Below are 18665 nucleotides of genomic sequence, written 5' to 3' on the forward strand. Positions count from 1 at the left end.
TTCAAGGAGTCAGCATGGTTCAACCTGTTGTTTCACCGGTGGGGACTTCCTCCACCAAACCCCGCCCAGCTCTCAGGCTGGTCAAGACCCAGGACCTGGATCGCGATCAGTGGTTGCAGGTCCGCCAAGGAGGCATTGGCAGTTCGGATGCGGCGGCGGCGGTGGGGCTCAATCCCTACCAGTCGCAACTGGAGCTCTGGATGGAGAAGACCGGTCGTGCGCCTGTCGCCCCACCGGGGGATGGGGGTGCGGACGATCTGAGTCCGATGTACTGGGGATCTCTCCTGGAGCCCATCGTGGCGGCGCACTACACGCGCCGCACGGGTAACCGGGTGCGGCGCATTAATGCGGTGCTGCAGCATCCTGAGCATCCTTGGATGCTGGCCAATATCGACCGGGAGGTCCTTGGGGCAACCGATGTCCAATTGCTTGAGTGCAAGACCGCAGGCATTCAAGGGGCCTGGCTTTGGCGCGATGGGGTGCCGGAGTATGTGCAGTTGCAGGTGCAGCACCAGTTGGCCGTGACGGGCAAACAGGCTGCGGACGTGGCGGTGTTGCTCGGGGGCCAGGAGCTGCAGATCTTTCGCATCGAGCGGGATGAGGAGCTGATCGCCCAGCTCATCACCCTGGAGCGGGAGTTCTGGGGTTATGTGGAACGGGGCCAGGCGCCGCCAGCCGATGGGTCGGATTCGGCAGACCGGGCTTTGCGGGCGCTGTATCCCCGGGACACGGGTTTCACCCTGAACCTCAAGCATGACCTGGTGATGGGGGCGGTGTTCTCAGACCTGTTGGCGGTGCGGGAGGTGCTGGCCACCAACACGGCGCTGGAAGCCCAACTCAAGCAAACCATTCAGCAGCGCATGGGGGATTCGAGCCGGGCGGTGTTCGAGAACGGTGAGGTGAGTTTCAAACGCAGCCGGGACGGGACACAGCTGGATACAGCGCGGCTGGCCAAGGAGCAGCCGGAGATCGTGAAGGCCTACACGGTGACCAAGCCAGGGAGTCGGAGGTTTCTGGTGCAGACCTGAAGGTCGGCCGGGAACATCGGGGCCCAGGTTCATTCAATTCATTTTCATACACGCATCCCCAGACGGGCTTCATCGGAGACGGTGAGGCCCGTTGTGTTTTGGGGGTGTTCACATTCAACAAGGAGATTCACATGCTCAAAGGTTTGGCTTTGACACCGCCCGTGATCGGGCGCATTGCGATTGGGCGGGTGGTGGAGAAGGCAGGACGCCGTCTTCCGGAGAAGGACGATGAGTTCACGCTGACCAGCCAGGTCCAGAACAAGGAGGGGTGGGTGCCACATCCCGTAGACGCCCAGTTGCGCAAGGAGCCAGGGGCCAAGCTGCGCAGCATTCCGGTGCGGCTGCTGTTTGATGATCCGGACCTGAGTCTGCGGGCGAACTACACGATGTTTGATCGGGCCACGGGACGACCACTGTGTGTGGGAGATGGAGAAAGCTGCAAGCGGGTGACCCTGTCGGGGATGCAGTCCCTGCCCTGCCCTTCGCCTGCGGTGTGTCCGCTGGCCCAAGACGGGAACTGCAAGCCGTATGGACGGCTGCATGTGCGGGTGGAGGCTGAGGGGAATACCGAAGCAGGTATGGCGGGTATGAGTGGCGATGAACTGGGCAGCTTTGTGTTTCGGACGACGGGCTTCAACAGCATCCGGACGCTGTCGGCTCGGCTGCGGTATCTGTTTGCGGTGTCGGGTGGGTTGCTGGCCGGGTTGCCCTTGGAGCTTCGGCTGCGGGGCAAGTCCACCACGCTGTCGCACCGCACACCGATCTACTACGTGGATCTGACGCTGAGAGCGGGAAGCAGCTTGGCCCAGGTCGTGGCATTGACACGGCAGGAACGCGAGCAACAGGCTGCGCTGGGTCTGGATCAGGTGGCGCTCGATGAAGCGGCACGCCAGGGTTTGGCCCTAGGGGAGTTCGAGGAATCGGAAGAGGAAGGGGTAGGGGTCGTCGAAGAGTTCTATCCGGATTCCGATGCGGAGGGAGATAGAGAGGGTGGAGCTGAGCTAGCACCTGCGCCGATCTCGCTGCGCGGCAAACTGCATCGCAAGCAGGAAGCGCTGGGAGTGCGTGCCATCGCAACAGGTGATCCTGGGGTTTCCCATGCAGGTGCCTGAAGGGCTGGTTCGGCGCTATGCCGTGGGACTGGTGATGGAGACGGTGCCTTGCTATCGCAGTGGGCCGGATTCAGCACCAGGTGCCAAGGTGCTTCCTGGGATTCTGGTGAGGCACCGAGCACCGCCGCATCGCACGGGGGCAGTGGCACTGCAGCAGGCAGTGGCCCTGCTCACCGGCCAGCGGGTAGCAGTACCAACTGTGACCAGTGCAGCTGGGGTACTACGCCATGCACAGCGACTTGTGCCGGGGCTCCATGCTCAGCTCGTCTGGGAGCAAGCACCTTCAGACTTGCTGGCGCTGTGCCACGACGCGGTTCACCGGGGTGGTCTGGTGCTGCTGCTGTGGCAGTCGATTGCCAGGGAGGTGCGGGGAGCTCCTCGCCGGCCCTGCCCTCCTCCTCAATGGAGGTTGGTAGTGGGGGTGGAGGGACCTTGGAGTCCGGTGGGGGATGGATCAGGCAGTGTGGTGTGCACGAAGGCGTCCGGACTCCTCGTCGTGGACACCCAGGTGCATCCCGGATGGGGATTGGGGCACAACCAGTGCCTGGTTCCAGGGGCCTATCCGTACCACGAGGCGGCTGTACGGGTGGCGGAGTGTCGTAACGTGTGGTCGGCGCGGACGGTGGAGGGCAACCTGGACTGCGGGTTCGTCCTCTCGGCGATCTCACTGTCTCCCGGCAAGGGCTAGAGCGCCCAGTGATCTGGCGGTACGTCAGGCAGTGTCTAGACGCTGCCTGGCTCTTTTGCAGTCCCGATCAGGCAATCACAAAGGGAGTGCGCTCCTTGCCTGCAATCCACTGGGGCGGCTTACCCCGGCCGGACCAGGTGGCACCAGTCTCGGGATCCCGGTACTTTGCTTCCACCTTCTTCTTGGGTTTGCTCGGTTTCCAGGGGAAGACCTGCTGGGCCGTGAAGCCGAATTCCTGAACGAGTTGCAGGACGGTTTGGAGGGCCTGTTCGGACTCGGCCTTCTTGGCGTTGGCGATTTGTTCGTCGAGGAGTTTTTTCTGGGCGAGGAGTTCTGCGTAGCTGGGCATGGGGATGCGTTGGGAATGAGTGCTGGGCTGTTGTGATTGGGTCCAAGGAGGACCTTTTAGGCACAGGGATCACTCTACGCGAACTGGAGCCCAGGAATGCTCAGTGGGCAGTTGCAACGGGGGGAGTCACGGATTCTTGGGTGTCGCCCTGGCGCCATACCTGCAGGTTGGCGTATTCCCGGCCGCAACCTGTGCAACGCAGGACTTCGGTATAGCGCATGACTCCGGCGTCATCGCGTGCGACCACCCGGTGGTAGCTGGTGGCACCACAGTATCCACAGCAGTTTCGGGTGGGGGACGGATTCATCGAGAAGGCGGGACTCAGGTTCTTCACTCAGGGGACTTGTTCTTGATGGGTTCTTGGTTTGGGATTCTGGGGATCGTACCAAGGCACCAGCGTTTGCGCAGATGCGCAGGGAGTCAGCTGGTCACGGGCAGGGATGTCACGCTCCATATGGAACATCTCACACGGTAGCGGCTGAGCTGCGGCAAAGATCTCGCAGCCACTTCCCCATCCCTGCCCGTTCAGCAATCGGTCAACCGATGGTCTTTGGTTGGCGTTCAATTGATGCATTTGCATCACATATCATTTACTAACAGAGAGGGAGTTTTATGCAGTCCATGAGAAGAAGGGTGCGGCTTGCGCCCAGCCTGGTGGTTGTTTCGTTAGCGGTGTTGGGCCTGGCTGGGTCGCTGGGCGGTTGCCAGCGCAAGGAGGCCGAGACGCCGGAGTTGCCGGTGCAGACGGTTTCGGGGTTTCTGGAGATCGGTGGGGTTCTGGATCGCCGGGGTGAAAAGGGGGCTGTGTTCGAGGTGAGCCCGGAGACGGGGGATCTGGTGGCGTTTGTGTTCGATCCAAAGAGTGCCCTGGGTCAGCGGCTTTTGTCGCAGTGTGTGCAGAACATGCCGTGTCTGGTGGAGGGGGTACGCGCCAGGCCGCTGGATGGGCAGGCACCGGCCACGAAGGTCCTCACCGAGCTGGGCTTCAGTGTGTCGCCTTCCGCCTGGTTGGGAATGATCGATGCGGGCCCTGCCCGTGTGGAATCGGCACTGGAGGCACCTGAGGCCCGGGTCAAGACCCGGTTTGGGGATGTGGTGGTTCAGGAGGGTGATTCTGCGGTGCTGGTGAATGGGCAGACCGTTCTACCCGCTCAGGAAGAGCCTGTGAGCATCGTGCGTAATGCCCCGGTGGGGGCAGAGGATGTGCTGTTGCTGCAAAGCGGATCGGGAACCGCCTGCCCTGCCCTGTTCCAGGTTCTGGTGGTATCGGCCCAGGGGGTGCAGGTGTCTCCGAAGTTTGGGTCTTGCTCCGACTTGGTGTTTGCTGTGGTCGAGGAGAAACCGAATCAGGCTCCCAAGCTGTCCATCCGGATGCTGGGATTTGCCGGACCGTTCGAGCCCGAGGAAGAGCAGCGCAAGGCGGCTCAGAAGCTGGTGGAGTTTGTGTACCAGCAGGGGTCGCTCACGCGGGACGGGAAGCCGGTGACTTCGCAATGAAGAGGCTTGTACTTTTGCGTTCGACCGCAGGCTCAAGCTTTGGCAGGGGTCTTTCGGGCAGCTTTGCGTGCGGGCTTGGTCGCTTGCTCTGGGGGTTTGAGCAGGGTCCAGGGCTCTACACCCAGAGCCTGAGCCAGGCGCTCGATGTTGGCCAGGGCGATGTTCCAGCGGCAGCGCTCAACCGCCGAGACATAGGTGCGGTCGAGTTCGCACTCGTGGGCCAGGCGCTCTTGGGACCAACCTTTTTCTACACGCAGTAGCCGAATCCAGTACGCGAGGATTTCGCGAACGTTGCCCGGGTCGGGCAGATGGGTCGGGGGCGTGGGTTTGGCAGACACCGCGGGAGGATGCGGTTTTGCCTTCTTTGCATCTACGGAGTTTGCATCACTATTTGTGCGCTCCGTGGGAATTTTGAGTGGTTAGTGCTTCAACTTTAGGAGGAATTGCCATGAAGCGGTTTGCTTGGGGTCGTTGGGTGGTGGTGGGGTATTTCTTGTTCGGGCTGCTGTATGCGATCTATGCCAACAACTGGGGGGATGAGCCCTACCGAAGTTTTGCGTACCACCTGGGCCAGGGGTTGGTGTGGCCTGTGATGGTGTTGCCAGGACTGGGCAAGTTCATTGGGGGCTTACTGATCGTTGCCATGGTGGCGTTTGTGATGGCCAGTTAAGGCTGGACAGGAGAAAGCACCATGGCGTTTTTGGCACAGGTGATTTTGGTGTGTTTGATGGTCTACCTGTTCTTTGCCTCGCTGGGCTTCTGGTTCGGGCTGGGAGTGATCGTGCTCTGGCTGCTGATTGGGATGGCCAACAGTGGAAAGCGGTGAAGGGCTTTGAGTTGGGAACAGAACGATGAGCGCGCCTGGAGGGCTGGGCGTGCGTTTTTTTACACAAGGAGGGGTTATGCGATTCGGAATGACGGGGGCGCAGCTAGTGGGTCTGCAAAGCTGGATCCGTGGGTCCAGGGGTGCGATCACAGCACTCACGTTGGGTGCCGTGCTGGCTTTGGTGGGGTGTTCTGGCTCCAAGACGGAACGAATGATGGTCAAGGGCTGCACTGATGGGGGCAGCAGCAAGAAGACCTGTCAGTGCGCGGTGGACAAGATGGGCGAGCGCTACGACCTCAAGAACCTGGATGAGTTTGCGGAGAGCCGGGGCGGGATTCCGCTGCAGACCCTGCAGGCAGATTTTGCGAAGGCTTTGATCGAGTGTGTTCAGAAACACGGGCGCTGAACTGGCGCGGAAAGGAGATATGCAATGAAGACAACAAAAAATAAGCAGGTTCAAGATGTTGGAACGAAAGCAATTCCTAGGCACCTCCAGGGAGTTACCTGCCCTGCCCTATTGCTAGCTGGCGGCCTTTTGTGTGCGTTGCTGGTGCAAGGCGCATGGGCGCAGTCACCACAGCCGGAGACTTCGGCTTGCGTGCGGCCGCTGAGCAAGGAGGTGAAGAACCGTACGGTGTTTGTAGGCACGCGGGTATTTGAGACTGCTGTGCCGTACGAGGACACCAAGCCCAAGATGATCCTGATGAAGGGGTTTACCTTGCGGGTGGTGGGGCGGTTTCAGGAGTGGGTGCAGTTGAAGGGAGTCCATGACGCCGAGTTTGGTCCGAACTCCACCCTCGGGTGGGTTCACGAGTCAGAGCTCGTCAAGGTAAACATGGAGTTGTGCAGGCTGGGGTGAGGCCTGGCGAATGTGGCGTTGGCCACTACTTGTTGAAGGGGACTAGGCTGTGGCCTGGTCCCTTTTTTATTGTGGCTTCTTTTTTTGGTCTGAGCAGATGTGAACGCAGCTCGGGGGGTGGCGCTGATGGTCGTCCCACAAAAGATAAGAAGCGAGGGCTTCCAGTGGGAGGTGATTGCTTTGGATGGGATGAAGCGAACGAATGCAGCTGAAAAATGGTCAATACGGCTGCTTCAGGCTGGCTGCGGACGCTCGCTTCGTCCGCGCGGATGGGTACTATCGGCCAACAGCGGTCATTTGATCATTGCGAAAGCGCCTCATGAGTAACCCAAACTAGTCATGGAGCGAGTCGGTGGCTGTAGCCAAAGCGTCAACCAACCATTTCAAGCTTTCATGGACGACTACGATCCATACGACCTTCGGAACGCGACATTTGGTGAATTTGTGGGCTTTCTCTTCGACCGCGAAGTAGTCCCGATCTCGATGCAGGAGAACGGTGCGCCGAAGCCGTGGCACTGGCGTGCTGAGGTCGCTTTCGACCCCACGCAAATTGCTTCCTTCTACATTGCGCTGTTCACGACGCCGAATACGGTTTTGGAGAACTATTCCTCGGAACAACTAAACCAGGGGTTCTGGGCGATCCAAAGCTCCAACCTCCAATGTGGGATACCGGAGGTCATTTGGGATCAAGCATTGCCGTTTGATATCCGTGAGAGTTGTGTTCGGTCAATGTTCCACTTGTACGAACAGCTGTTCTCTAAAATTTCACTCGAGACCGCTGCAGATATGTGGTGGGATTCACTTGCCTACGATTGGGACTGCGGCATTCGCGCAAGAGGCAAAGGAGGCGAGGATGAGCAGATGCAAGACGTGATGTTCGATACGTTGGGCAAAATACTGCGACTACCTTCGGAGGAATGTCAGATGGCAGCGCTACACGGACTGGGGCACCTGCGTCACCCAGAGACGAGCCCTTTGATCGGTGCTTACCTTGCACAACGGCCGGAGATCGACACGGACCTAAAAGAGTACGCACTAGCAGCTGCTAGGTTTGAGGTGTTGTGAACGAGCGCTACGTGCTCGTTCGACATCGACGAGCCTGTCAGATGTTTTGTGTGTGAGGCATAGCATGTCAACAAGGAGCATGAATGCCACGCAAGACGAAGACAACCACAGCAGCGGACAAGGCGGCGCAGCCGCAATTCTCAGCCGCAGCGCTTGATCAACTGATCCCCGGGCCGGTGACGCCAGCCGAGCTTGAGGGCATCTTCCAGCAGTTCAAGAAGGCCGTATTGGAGCGCGCACTGGGCGCCGAGATGAGTCACCACCTGGGCTACGCGCCCGGTCAGGCCAAACCCGAAGGGGCTGCCACCAATCACCGCAATGGCAAGAGCGCCAAGACCGTTCTCACCGATGTCGGCGCTTTGCGCATCGACGTCCCCCGCGATCGCGAGGGCACCTTCGAGCCGCAACTAATTGGCAAGCATGAGCGCCGCTTTACGGGCTTTGATGACAAGATCATCGCCATGTACGCGCGCGGCATGACGGTGCGCGAGATCCAGGGCTTTCTTTCCGAGATGTACTCGGTGGACGTCTCGCCCGACCTCATCAGCAGCGTCACTGACGCCGTGATGAGCGAGGTCACGGCCTGGCAGAGTCGCCCGCTGGAGTCGATGTACCCGGTCGTGTTCTTTGACGCGCTGCGGGTCAAGATCCGCGAGGAAGCCGTGGTTCGCTCCAAGGCCGTTTACCTGGCCCTGGGCGTACTACCCGATGGCAGCCGCGACATCCTGGGCATCTGGATCGAAAACACCGAGGGAGCCAAGTTCTGGATGAAGGTCTTCAACGACCTGAAGACGCGCGGAGTCCATGACATCCTGATCGCCGTCACCGACGGGCTCAAGGGCATGCCAGAGGCGCTGGGCGCAGTGTTCCCGGCCACGACGCTGCAGACCTGCATCGTGCATCTGATCCGGGGCAGCCTGGACTTTGCGTCATGGAAGGACCGCAAGAGCCTGGCCACGGCCATCAAGCCGATCTACACGGCGGTGAGCGCCGAGGCCGCTGAGGCCGAGCTGACTGCGTTTGAAGCCGGGCCCTGGGGCCAGAAGTTCCCCACTGTCGTGGGCGCCTGGCGCAGGGTCTGGGACAAGGTCATACCGTTCTTTGCCTTCCCACCCGAGGTGCGCCGCGTGATCTACACAACCAACGCGATTGAGAGCGTGAATGCGAGGCTGCGCAAGATCATCAAAACCCGAGGGCACTTCCCCAGCGACGATGCAGCCACCAAGCTGATCTGGCTGGCACTGCGCAACATCACCGAAGACTGGGGGCGGGCTGCCAACAACTGGAAGTCAGCAATGAACCAATTTGCGATCCTCTACGAGGACCGGTTCACGAAATCGAGCACGTAAGATACTCATTCACCTTCGCCAAATCGGTGAAGGCTCAGTGAGCCTCACACACGGAAACTCGGACAGGCCCGCGTTCTTCAAGTTGCCAGGCGGACACGGGGCCTTGGCGCGCACGCCTGGACTGTCGTTCGCTGCGCCTCGACTCAACTAGGCACTGTGATGGAGCGCGTACCAGCCGCATTCCGACCATCTGTCGCGCTCGACGAATCTCATTCGATTCAGCCGTCGCCGACGTAGGTCGAAAAGACTCGTACCCAGGGGCCCCGTCATGCTCAAGCGCATTCAAATCCAACACCTGACCCTGGGCATGTACCTGCACGAGTTTTCCGGCTCGTGGATGGATCATCTGCGACGTGTACGAAGCCAGCACCTCCGACAGGCCCTACAAGCGCGGCTGGGACCCGGCCGAGTCGCTGCGCCGCATGGCCGAGTGCACCAAGGACCACTTCGACGCGCGCATCTTCCAGGGTTTGTCAAAAGCATCGGCATCTACCCCGTGGGCTCGCTGGTGCGGCTGACCTCGGGCCGCATCGGGATCATGACGGAACAATCGCCCACCGCGCTCACCCCCCCCCATCGTCAAGGTGTTCTTCTCCACAAAGTCCGACCTGCGCATTCCGCCCGAGGTGGTGAACCTGGCCGCCCCGGACTGCAACGAGAAGATCGTGGCACGCGAAGACCCCGAGAAGTGGCGCTTTCCCGACCTGGACGAGCTGTGGTCCGGCTTCTCCGACAAGGTCTGGTAGCCCATGCCTGCACTGATCATCACCCTGACGCTCAACCCCGCCCTGGACCTGGCGACCACCACCGACCACGTGGCCCCCACACACAAGCTGCGCTGCGGCCAGGTGCGGCGGTTTGCGGGGAGAGCATCTGTCAAGCTAAGGGTACCGGACGAGCGCATGTCCCAAAAGAGAATAGGCGATCGTGAGACTCACGTTCAACTACTCAGGCTTGCCTCGAAGACATCACCTTGTCGTGGTCTCCGTCGGGACGGCGCCAAGGGTCCACGTGCGTCATCAGTTTCAAAACTCTGTGGTGCTGCAGGACGCGTCGACGGGCCTCAACAGCGATGTCATGACCTGCCTCAACGGTGAGCGCAGCGTCAACCTCAAGGTGCACGTCAACGACAACCATGTCGCCCATCTTGCGCGTGTGAATGTCGTGCACGTTAATAATTCCTGGCGTTGCTAATAGCGTTCGGCTGATGGCTGCAATCTCTTCGTCGTCTATTGCGCGGTCCATTAGATCGTGCAGAGCGTCCCAGCCGAACTCCCATCCCATCTTGGCGACCATAAAGCCCACAATGGCTGCCGCGATGGGATCCAGGATGGGATAGCCAGCCAAGTTTCCGACGATCCCCAAACTCACTACTAACGATGAGGCGGCATCTGATCGGGCATGCCAAGCATTGGCCACGAGCATGCTCGACTTCACCCGTTTGGCGACAGAGAGCATGTACCGAAAAAGAAGCTCCTTGGCCACAAGCGCGCCGAGCGCTACCCAGAGTGCCGCCATATGCACCTGGGGAATTGTCTCAGGTTGCTCCAGCTTTATAACTGCCGTCCAGAGCATGCCCAGCCCGACTGCCAGTAGGAGCAGCCCCAAGACCAAAGACGCGGCGGTCTCGTAGCGGTGATGTCCGTATGGATGATCTTTGTCCGCTTCCTTGCGGCTGTGATGGTTGGCGAGTAGCACCACGAAGTCCGCGATGAGGTCAGATAGCGAATGCAATCCGTCGGCGACCAAGCCTTGTGATTTGGTCAGTACACCGGCAAAGATCTGCGTGGCAGTAAGACCCAAATTGACGGCAACGCTGACCCAGGTACTGCGCGAGGCGGCGGCAGCCCGGTCTGCAATCGAGTAATCGTCAGCTTCTGAATCTTCAGTTGGCGGTAGTAACGCAGTCACGATGCTCCATCAATACGCCGCGTTTGCCGACGCTTCGCCTTAGGCTACTGGTTGATCCTTAAGGTTCGATTAACAAGCGCTTATCCACCGACGAACAGAAGACTCCGAACCTGATCATTGAGCTCGGCTGAATATCACCCACTGCCGATATGACAGCTCCACTCGCGCTGTCGCAAGAATGTCTTTTCAGATAAGCATGCAATGAGCTGCCACATACAGCTAAGGCTGCGTTAAGGCATTCGTAGGACCATACAAAAATTGTCCTCCTGGGCCAAGGCGATTTCTATGCCGCTGGATCATGTTCTATTTTTGTATGTCAACGGCTCAGTTTCGTCTCCCCAGTGGCAGACGTATTGCGCCTTTTTTGCAACCCAACAACTACCGCTGTTGATGGCGGGTGGGCTTGCTGGAGCGCTCCTTGTTGGAGATCGCCAGGTCAAGTCGGGCGCAGTGCAAGTTCTGCTGGCCATGGCGACCGCTTGGCTGTTGGCGAGTCTGGGGCAGCACTTTCTTTCCATAGATCGCCCCTTCAGCATCGGCCTCGGCAAGCAGTGGCTACCGCATGCCGCGTCAAACGGGTTCCCCAGCAAGCACGCGAGCGTCGCATTCGCTTTTGCAGCAGCTACTGCATTTGCCACTCGGCGTATTCGATGGGCGGTGCCCACTTTTCTAGCTGCAGGCCTCATAGCCTGGAGCCGCGTGTACCTTGGATTGCATTTCCCTTCCGACGTCGGTGCAGGGGCCGTGATGGGCATATTCTGCGGATGCCTTATCGCAGGCTGTGCGTCAGGTTCAACGCTGGCCATTTCTGCAGACTCCGCCATCAGGAGGTTCACTTGAAACTGTTCGTAGACTCCAAAACCTCGCTAGGTCTGCTCCCTCAGATTTCCCGGACTTTCATCGGCGAAATGGACACTCAAGCTGCCACTGAACCGAAGCTACGCAGACTCCGATCGCTTTCCTGCGTCATTCCTTGCCATAACGAAGCTGCCAATCTAGAAAAGTTGCTTCCTCAGTTGCGTGAAGCCCTTGACGCCTGCGTCGAGCGGTGGGAAGTAATTCTGGTAGACGATGGCAGCTCGGATGCGACCAGAATAGTTCTGGCGAAGTGGGCGCAGATACCCGGGTTTCGTGCGTTGATCCTGTCTCGAAACTTTGGCAAGGAGGCCGCTTTGATGGCAGGTCTCGAGGCAGCCCACGGCGATGCCGTTGTGATGATGGATGGTGATCTTCAACACCCCCCTGGGTTGATATCAGTGTTCATTAAACACTGGTGCGAAGGCAAAGATATGGTCTACGCCTTGCGCGAAGACCGGACGGATGAAAGCGCGTTCAAGCGATGGGGGACGGCTTGGTTCTATGCCCTGGTCAACATGGCCGGGCGATTCAAGGTGCCGGCTGGGGCAGGCGATTTTCGACTGATGGACCGCTCCGTTGTCGATGCCTTGTTGTCATTGCCAGAACGCAATCGATTCATGAAAGGTCTGTATGCATGGGTTGGATTCGATGCGACAGCAGTGCCTTATATGCCCAGCGCTCGGTTGCACGGACATACCACCTTCAGCCCCTTGCGACTCATTCGCCTCTCCCTCGACGGATTGACCGGGTTTACTACATGGCCCCTCCGAGCTGTCAGTGGCATTGGGTTTGTACTCGCTATTCTTGCTCTTCTTTATGGAGCTTATCTAACAGTTGACTATCTGCTGTACGGACACGTCATCAGCGGCTGGACAACCATCGTTGTCGGTCTGATGGGATTCTCTGGCATACAGCTCCTGTCGCTGGGCATCGTCGGCGAATACGTCGGACAGATTGCGGAAGAAGTTAAGGCTCGGCCGCTGTATGTAATTCAGCACGAACTGGGCCAAGGTATCGCCACGGCTGATTTATGACTCAGAGTCAAAATCGAGCAAAACTTGTAGTCAGCGCGACCGTAGTGTTGGTGCTGGTTTGGCTGACTGTCACTGCATGGATGCGTCCACTGATGCTGCCCGACGAAGGGCGGTATGTTGGTGTTGCATGGGAGATGGTGCGCTCAGGGGATTGGCTCACACCAACGCTGAATGGGTTGCCCTATTTTCATAAGCCGCCGCTTTTTTACTGGATTACAGCGACGTCTTTGTGGCTATTTGGGAACCATGAATGGGCTGCCCGCTTCGCCTCTTTGGTCGGCGCCGCGGTAGGTAGCTTGGCTTGCTACGGGTTCTTCCGGAGGTGGTTAAGCAACAGGGTCGGGCAAATGGGCCTCATTGTCTTGATGGCACAGCCCCTCTGGATGATTGCAGCGCAGTTCGCCAATCTTGACATGCTCGTTGCGGGATGCATCGTCGCAACGATATGTCTGCTCGCTCACTCTGTTTTGCTTTCCGAGCAGGCGCAGCCCTTCCGCGGGGCGTTAGCAGCGGGCTGGGGTATGGCTGCCTTGGGGATACTTGCCAAGGGATTGATTGGCTTCGTTCTGCCTGCGATGGTGATAACGGTATGGCTGGTCGCGCAAAAGAAGTGGCGCCGCCTTTTTGGTCTGCTCGACTGGCCAGGCGTGCTGTTGTTCTTACTTTTGACTGTTCCCTGGTTCGCTGCGATGCAGCACCGGTTCCCAGATTTTTTGGACTACTTCTTCGTAGTGCAGCACTTCAAGCGGTTCACGGAGAGCGGATTCAACAACGTGATGCCGCTGTGGTTCTATCCGGCAGTGCTTGCGCTTGCGTTTCTGCCATGGCTGCCATGGATAGTGCGGGCGAGCAAAGCTAGCGCTGAATCGTCAGATACCCAAAATTCGTTGCGGCTCCTGCTGCTGATCTGGGCCGCTGTGATCGTGGTGTTTTTCTCGCTTCCGCGTTCTAAGTTGCTGGGCTATGTCCTGCCCGCCGTTGCACCGCTGGCGATGTTGGCGGCGCAGGGTTATGTGGGAAAAGGGCGCTTGTCTGGGCGCAAGTTTGCTGCTGGGTCCCTGGTGGCCGGCTTGGGAGTCGCGTTGACGCTTTCGGTGCTGACTTGGCTCGCTGTACATCCACAGCACTCGATGCGTAGTTTTGGGCAGGCCTTCAAAGAAGGTCATCATCCTTCCGAACTTGTCGTGATGCTTGAAAAGTACTACTTCGACTTTCCCTTCTACGCAGGGCTGAGTAAGCCTGTGGCAGTGTTCGAGAAGTGGGACGATCCAGAACTTCATCGGCAGGACAACCAGCGCAAAGAAATCGCTGATGCCGGACTGTTTGACAGGGCATCAGCCGCAAAGTACCTGCTTCTGCCTGCATTTCTGCCGCAGTTACTATGCAGCTCGGACATCGTGTGGTTGCTTGGCCCCACTGCAGCTGTGGAGCGCTATCCGTATTTGAAGCAAGCAGTGAGCGTGCATCACCTTCAAGAGACAACACTGTGGCGAATTGAAACTCGTACTCCGGTCATGTCTGCCTCTTTGGGGTGCGCCGAAACGCCCAATAGCGGCTCGCCAAGTACGTCATCCCAGCCACTGCTATGAGCACCGCGGCCAGTACCAAGTCATAACGCACGTCGTTATGAGAGAGCAGCAACGCATAAGCCATTTCGTTGACGAAGAAACCACAGGCCGACACCGCAAAGAACTTCCCTGCGGAGCTTGCCAGAGAACTGCTCTCGTGACGGAAGGTCCAGAAATAATGTCCAGTAAAAGAAACACTGAACGCCACCAGCCAGCCAGGGATGTTTGCAACTAAGGGGCGCCAGTGAACATGCTCAACAAGTATGACTACGACGCTCCAGTGCACGGCAGCAGCAGCAGTGCCCACGAGCACAAAACGGGAGATGCCACGGCACAACTGCTTGACCAGTGTGATGCGTTGGCGAATACGAAATTGCGTCTGCATGGTTCAGCTGAGCATAGCCGCAGACTCTGTATCGCTGTGGATGATTTCGGGCTAGATTCCGATACTTGCGCAGCAGCGATTTCACTTTCTTTGCAAGGACGTGCCCAGGCGATTAGCTGCATGGTCGGTGCTCCGGCGTGGCCTAAGTGGGCTCCGCAGCTTCAAGAGTGCGATCCCAACAAGACAGAACTGGGTCTGCATTTCGACCTTACGCAGTATCCTCTGACGATGCGCCCATACGTGCTGGGTCCACTCATCCTGTCTTGCTGGCTGCGGACGATTTCGCGTGTTGATATTCGAGCGGAAATCCGAGCTCAACTAGACGCTTTTGAGAAGTTAATCGGAAGTTCACCTGCGTACGTAGATGGGCACCAGCATGTGCATCAGTTTCCCGTGGTGCGCGATGAACTACTGTCAGAACTGGGTCAGCGCTACAAGGGCAGGTTGCCTTGGCTGAGAAGCACACGAGAGTACACCCGCTCGTCGTTGGGATTTCTTAAAACCGAGGGCATAGACCTGAAACCCCGGATCATCGAAGCGCTAGGGGCATCGGCATTTTCCCGCGAGGCAAATAGGCTTGGTTTTCGCCAGAATGCTCATCTACTGGGAGTCCATGGATTCCGCGGCGATGAGAGCAACTATCTAGCTTGCGTAGATCGTTGGCTGCAAGTCAGTGAGGACGGCGATCTCTTGATGTGCCATCCGAGCTTAGGGGCGCATTCGCAGGAGGCGGTTGACTTCCGGCTTAAGGAATACAACGTGATATCCGGCGGGCAGTTTGGGGTGTTGCTCGCCGAACACTGCATTCGGCTTGAAACCATGCGGAATATGCTCGAATGAATTTGAAGCAGCTTTGATCGCCTGTTTTCGGCGGAAACGGCCAGCAATTTGAATCCTCGCTCGGCCGACTGATATAGGCTGGTTGCGGTCAATCAGCCCATTAAGCGCAACATCTGCTTTCTCCCATATTGGACGTTCCGGGATCAGTTCGCCCCCAGGAAAAGTTCTGGATGTCGAGCGCCAATGAACCTCACCTCAGCACGCCAAGGGGATGCTCGTCAGCATAAATATCTCCGCCACTTCATCCCTTCCCCACCCGATCTCGTCAGTTGCCCTGAAGTCAGAAACGATTGATCAGGTTCGAACAGTGCGTTGGCTCCTCGCGTCGCGGTAGTTCCGTAGGGCTGTAGGCCATAGAAAACTCCCAGACTTCCAAGTCGCTCGTATCAAAATGCCCATCTCAATCTAATATTCACTAGAATGTACGCATGAGAGAACTTAAAAACCAGCTCTATGAGCAAGTTGCCCGTATTGGCAAAGCCATTGCCAGCCCCAAGCGGTTGGAACTCATCGAGTTGTTGTGCCAGGGCGAGAAGACCGTCGAGACCCTGGCGGCCCAGGCCGAGATCAGCGTCAAACTCGCCAGTGCCCACCTGAAGGAACTGCGCATGGCGCGCCTGGTGGATACGCGCAAAGAAGGCAAGTACGTGGTGTACCGCCTGACCAGCAGCAGCGTGGCCGACTTGTGGGTCACCCTCCGCACAGAGGCGGAGGAGCGCCTAGTCGAGCTGCAAATGGCGCTGGCGGCGATTGCGGAGCCGGGTGCCGACCTTAAAGGTATTGATCGCAGCGAAATCCTGCGCCGGGCCGCTGCAGGAGAAATCACCGTCCTGGACGTCCGACCCCAAGCGGAGTTCAGCGTGGCGCATTTACCGCACGCCCGCTCGCTTCCCATCGAAGAACTCAAAAAGCGCCTAGCCGAGTTGCCCAAGGATGTGCCCGTAGTGGCGTATTGCCGGGGCCCGTTCTGCCTCATGGCAAAGGCCGCCACAGAACTGCTGCGCAAGAAGGGATACCAGGCATTCCATCTTGCCGACGGGGTAGCGGAATGGCGCGCCCGCGGGTTGCCTATTACCAGCCCGACAGGGTCTGAATGAGGCCACTGACGTGGGGGCATCGATCAACCGCTTGACCCGTGTCCCAGCCCTTACTCCCCAAAGCCAGCCCCCCTCCTCGGAACCCTACACAGGAGATAGCCATGTTCTTTCGCCAACGCCCGGCCGCTAACGCCACGCTCTCCTATTTCTTCGGCTGCGCCGGTCTTCAAAAGGCCGTCGCAGTCGATGTAGTGGCCGGTGACGAGAACTGGTTTCTCCAAGAAGCGGAAAAGGCTGGGGTGCGCATCGCGCACGTCATCGACACCCATGTTCACGCGGACCACTACTCGGGCGGAGCAGAACTTGCACGCCTTGCGGGTGCCACCTACTACCTTCATGAAAGCAATCTCGGAAGGGCCACCTTCGCGTTGTCTCCGCTGCGCGACGGGCAGCGCTTGGAATCCGGCAACGTACTGGTGGACGTCATTCACACACCGGGTCACACCCCTGACAGCGTGTGTCTGCTGGTTCGAGACCTGCGCCGTGGTGATGACCCCTGGTTTGTCATCACAGGCGACACGCTCTTCGTGGGCGCAGTCGGCCGTCCCGATCTGGCGGGACACGAGCGTGAAATGGCTGCGCAGCTCTACGACACGCTTCATACCAAGCTACTGTCGTTGCCCGCCGAACTCGAAATCTACCCGGGCCACCAGGCGGGAAGCAGCTGCGGTGCAGGGCTGTCTGGCAAACCCGCGTCCACCATCGGTTTTGAAAAACGATTCAATCCCATGCTTTCGATGTCCAGGGATGCTTTTGTCTCTGCACTGACTGCCGATATCCCGCCACAGCCTGCGGACATGGAGCAGATCGTGCAAGCCAATCTGCGTGGCACGGCCCCGGCCTCAGCAACTGTCTGAGCTGGTGATGAATTTCGGTATCCGCGCCAATCTCTGTCAGTTCCTGCACCAGCTGCTGCAGGTGCTGCTGGTGGGAATGACCATTGGCATGATGCGCAATGTTGTGCCCGCACTGGCCGAGACTGAGTTCGGCGTTCCGCGCGGATCGTTCATGCTGCTGGTGGCGTTTGTGGTGGCCTTTGGTTTTGTCAAAGGCACGATGAACTTCGCCGCGGGACGCCTGGCAGAGGAACTGGGGCGCAAGCGGGTGCTGCTGTTCGGCTGGCTGGTGGCCTGGCCTATCCCGGTGCTGATCTACTTTTCGCAGAGCTGGTCCTGGGTGGTCTTCGCCACGGTCTTGTTGGGCGTCAATCAGGGGCTGACCTGGTCGATGACGCAGACCGCCAAACTTGACTTCACGCGCGCCGACCAGCGCGGCCTTGTGATTGGCCTCAATGAGTTCTCGGGCTACCTGGGGCTTGCCATCGCAGGTGTCGCAACCGGCTACCTCGCCTCCATGCTCGGGCCACGTTCAGGCCTGCTGTGGTTTGGCGGGGCAGTCATAGGACTGGCGACAATGCAGGCGTGGACATTCGTCGCTGAAACCCTGCCCTGGGCGCACGACGAGGTGAAAAAGCACAAAGGGGCTGGCGCCACAGTGTTTCGACCACGGTATCCCGAGGCAGTGAGTGAGCATCCATCAACCGCAGAGATGTTCTTCTTGATGAGTTGGCGCGACCGGCGGATGGCAGCCCTTTGCCAGGCCGGACTGGTCGAGAAGTTTGTGGATGCGCTCGTCTGGGCCTTGTGGCCAATCTACCTGCACCAGCAAGGGCTGAGTCTGCCAGGCATTGGTTGGACAGTGGGCGTCTACGGCTTCACCTGGGGCGCCGCGCAGTTCTTCACAGGCAGGCTCTCTGACCGTGTGGGGCGGCACCTGTTGAATGTGTGGGGAATGTGGATTTGTGGAGCCGGGGTCGCGCTCATGCCGCTCGGGGCTGGATCGTTGTGGTGGAGCCTGTCTGCTGCCACTGCCGGTATTGGCATGGCCATGCTCTATCCAAACCTGAGCGCTGCGGTAGCCGATATTGCACACCCCCGTTGGCGGGCTTCGGCCATCGGCATCTATAGGTTCTGGCGCGACCTAGGCTACGGCGTCGGTGCAATGGGCCTAGGCGCAGCCGCAGCATGGGGTGGTGGGCTGGTAAACGCTTTCTGGTTCGTCGCCGTTGCCATGTGGATGTCAGGTGCCGTCCTGTTGCGCTGGGGTGACGAGACACACCCAAAGCTCAATCCCGCTGGATTAGAGAAATGCTGATCTCAGCCCAGGCGATCACCTCGTTTTTGCTAAGCGCTACCTCAG

At 58.9% G+C, this 18665-nt stretch carries 20 protein-coding genes and 1 pseudogene; 17 read left to right on the forward strand and 4 right to left on the reverse strand.

Going from position 1 to position 18665, the window contains the following annotated elements:
- Positions 1 to 14: 14 nt before the first annotated feature.
- Both AC1Q64_RS05520 and AC1Q64_RS05525 read left to right on the forward strand, forming a co-directional pair.
- Positions 15 to 1028, forward strand: coding sequence for a YqaJ viral recombinase family nuclease (locus AC1Q64_RS05520; RefSeq protein WP_288852050.1), 1014 nt, complete (start codon positions 15 to 17; stop codon positions 1026 to 1028).
- Positions 1029 to 1159: 131 nt separating this feature from the next.
- Positions 1160 to 2140: a recombination directionality factor gene (locus tag AC1Q64_RS05525; protein WP_288852051.1), complete on the forward strand. Its 981-nt coding sequence runs from the start codon at positions 1160 to 1162 to the stop codon at positions 2138 to 2140.
- Positions 2141 to 2895: 755 nt separating this feature from the next.
- Here AC1Q64_RS05525 and AC1Q64_RS05530 read toward each other — a convergent pair.
- Positions 2896 to 3177: an H-NS histone family protein gene (locus tag AC1Q64_RS05530; RefSeq protein WP_288852052.1), complete on the reverse strand. Its 282-nt coding sequence runs from the start codon at positions 3175 to 3177 to the stop codon at positions 2896 to 2898.
- A 612-nt stretch (positions 3178 to 3789) separates the two neighbouring features.
- Here AC1Q64_RS05530 and AC1Q64_RS05535 point away from each other — a divergent pair.
- Positions 3790 to 4674, forward strand: coding sequence for a hypothetical protein (locus AC1Q64_RS05535; protein ID WP_492250714.1), 885 nt, complete (start codon positions 3790 to 3792; stop codon positions 4672 to 4674).
- A 32-nt stretch (positions 4675 to 4706) separates the two neighbouring features.
- Here AC1Q64_RS05535 and AC1Q64_RS05540 read toward each other — a convergent pair whose 3' ends face one another.
- Entirely contained in the window at positions 4707 to 5012 is a 306-nt protein-coding gene (locus tag AC1Q64_RS05540) for a helix-turn-helix domain-containing protein (protein WP_288852055.1), read from the reverse strand.
- Positions 5013 to 5122: 110 nt separating this feature from the next.
- Between AC1Q64_RS05540 and AC1Q64_RS05545 the strand changes: the two genes are divergently transcribed.
- The 7 genes and pseudogenes from AC1Q64_RS05545 to AC1Q64_RS05575 form a co-directional block, all read left to right on the forward strand.
- Positions 5123 to 5344, forward strand: coding sequence for a hypothetical protein (locus AC1Q64_RS05545; RefSeq protein ID WP_100409567.1), 222 nt, complete (start codon positions 5123 to 5125; stop codon positions 5342 to 5344).
- Between the two features lie 21 nt (positions 5345 to 5365).
- Positions 5366 to 5500 carry a hypothetical protein gene (locus tag AC1Q64_RS05550; RefSeq protein WP_255409640.1) on the forward strand — a complete coding sequence of 45 codons (135 nt, stop codon included), beginning with the start codon at positions 5366 to 5368 and terminating at the stop codon, positions 5498 to 5500.
- A 76-nt stretch (positions 5501 to 5576) separates the two neighbouring features.
- Positions 5577 to 5906, forward strand: a complete 330-nt coding sequence (locus tag AC1Q64_RS05555) for a hypothetical protein (RefSeq protein ID WP_288852056.1) — start codon at positions 5577 to 5579, stop codon at positions 5904 to 5906.
- 24 nt (positions 5907 to 5930) lie between these two features.
- Positions 5931 to 6359: a hypothetical protein gene (locus AC1Q64_RS05560; protein ID WP_288852057.1), complete on the forward strand. Its 429-nt coding sequence runs from the start codon at positions 5931 to 5933 to the stop codon at positions 6357 to 6359.
- 393 nt (positions 6360 to 6752) lie between these two features.
- A complete protein-coding gene (locus AC1Q64_RS05565) occupies positions 6753 to 7424 on the forward strand; it encodes a hypothetical protein (RefSeq protein WP_288852058.1) in 672 nt (223 codons plus the stop codon).
- 83 nt (positions 7425 to 7507) lie between these two features.
- Positions 7508 to 8773 (forward strand): IS256 family transposase, encoded by a 1266-nt coding sequence (locus AC1Q64_RS05570; RefSeq protein WP_288852059.1) that lies wholly within the window; start codon positions 7508 to 7510, stop codon positions 8771 to 8773.
- Between the two features lie 329 nt (positions 8774 to 9102).
- A pseudogene (locus tag AC1Q64_RS05575) lies at positions 9103 to 9519 on the forward strand (HD-GYP domain-containing protein); the annotation flags it as partial.
- A 202-nt stretch (positions 9520 to 9721) separates the two neighbouring features.
- Here AC1Q64_RS05575 and AC1Q64_RS05580 read toward each other — a convergent pair.
- Positions 9722 to 10684, reverse strand: a complete 963-nt coding sequence (locus AC1Q64_RS05580; RefSeq protein WP_288852060.1) for a cation diffusion facilitator family transporter — start codon at positions 10682 to 10684, stop codon at positions 9722 to 9724.
- A 258-nt stretch (positions 10685 to 10942) separates the two neighbouring features.
- Here AC1Q64_RS05580 and AC1Q64_RS05585 point away from each other — a divergent pair, with 258 nt between their 5' ends.
- The 3 genes from AC1Q64_RS05585 (at position 10943) to AC1Q64_RS05595 (ending at position 14165) form a co-directional block, all read left to right on the forward strand.
- On the forward strand, positions 10943 to 11524 hold the full coding sequence (locus AC1Q64_RS05585) for a phosphatase PAP2 family protein (RefSeq protein WP_288852062.1): 582 nt from the start codon (positions 10943 to 10945) through the stop codon (positions 11522 to 11524).
- Complete coding sequence (locus tag AC1Q64_RS05590; RefSeq protein WP_492250715.1) at positions 11521 to 12576, forward strand: glycosyltransferase family 2 protein; 1056 nt, start codon at positions 11521 to 11523, stop codon at positions 12574 to 12576. The genes AC1Q64_RS05585 and AC1Q64_RS05590 overlap by 4 nt, the downstream gene beginning before the upstream one ends.
- A 92-nt stretch (positions 12577 to 12668) precedes the next feature.
- The gene (locus tag AC1Q64_RS05595; RefSeq protein ID WP_288852063.1) at positions 12669 to 14165 is read left to right on the forward strand and encodes an ArnT family glycosyltransferase; all 1497 of its coding nucleotides are present in this window, start codon (positions 12669 to 12671) and stop codon (positions 14163 to 14165) included.
- Here the strand turns inward: AC1Q64_RS05595 and AC1Q64_RS05600 are convergent.
- Positions 14089 to 14457: a GtrA family protein gene (locus tag AC1Q64_RS05600; RefSeq protein WP_288852064.1), complete on the reverse strand. Its 369-nt coding sequence runs from the start codon at positions 14455 to 14457 to the stop codon at positions 14089 to 14091. The genes AC1Q64_RS05595 and AC1Q64_RS05600 overlap by 77 nt on opposite strands.
- Here AC1Q64_RS05600 and AC1Q64_RS05605 point away from each other — a divergent pair.
- The 4 genes from AC1Q64_RS05605 to AC1Q64_RS05620 all read left to right on the forward strand — a co-directional run bounded on the left by AC1Q64_RS05605 (position 14395) and on the right by AC1Q64_RS05620 (position 18620).
- The gene (locus tag AC1Q64_RS05605; protein ID WP_288852065.1) at positions 14395 to 15369 is read left to right on the forward strand and encodes a ChbG/HpnK family deacetylase; all 975 of its coding nucleotides are present in this window, start codon (positions 14395 to 14397) and stop codon (positions 15367 to 15369) included. The genes AC1Q64_RS05600 and AC1Q64_RS05605 overlap by 63 nt on opposite strands.
- Positions 15370 to 15797: 428 nt before the next feature.
- The gene (locus tag AC1Q64_RS05610; protein ID WP_108500259.1) at positions 15798 to 16466 is read left to right on the forward strand and encodes an ArsR/SmtB family transcription factor; all 669 of its coding nucleotides are present in this window, start codon (positions 15798 to 15800) and stop codon (positions 16464 to 16466) included.
- 101 nt (positions 16467 to 16567) lie between these two features.
- Complete coding sequence (locus tag AC1Q64_RS05615; RefSeq protein ID WP_108500258.1) at positions 16568 to 17323, forward strand: MBL fold metallo-hydrolase; 756 nt, start codon at positions 16568 to 16570, stop codon at positions 17321 to 17323.
- 7 nt (positions 17324 to 17330) lie between these two features.
- Positions 17331 to 18620 carry an MFS transporter gene (locus tag AC1Q64_RS05620; RefSeq protein WP_108500257.1) on the forward strand — a complete coding sequence of 430 codons (1290 nt, stop codon included), beginning with the start codon at positions 17331 to 17333 and terminating at the stop codon, positions 18618 to 18620.
- Positions 18621 to 18665: the final 45 nt, after the last annotated feature.

Source organism: Acidovorax sp. GW835-FHT14G06, from assembly GCF_058793595.1.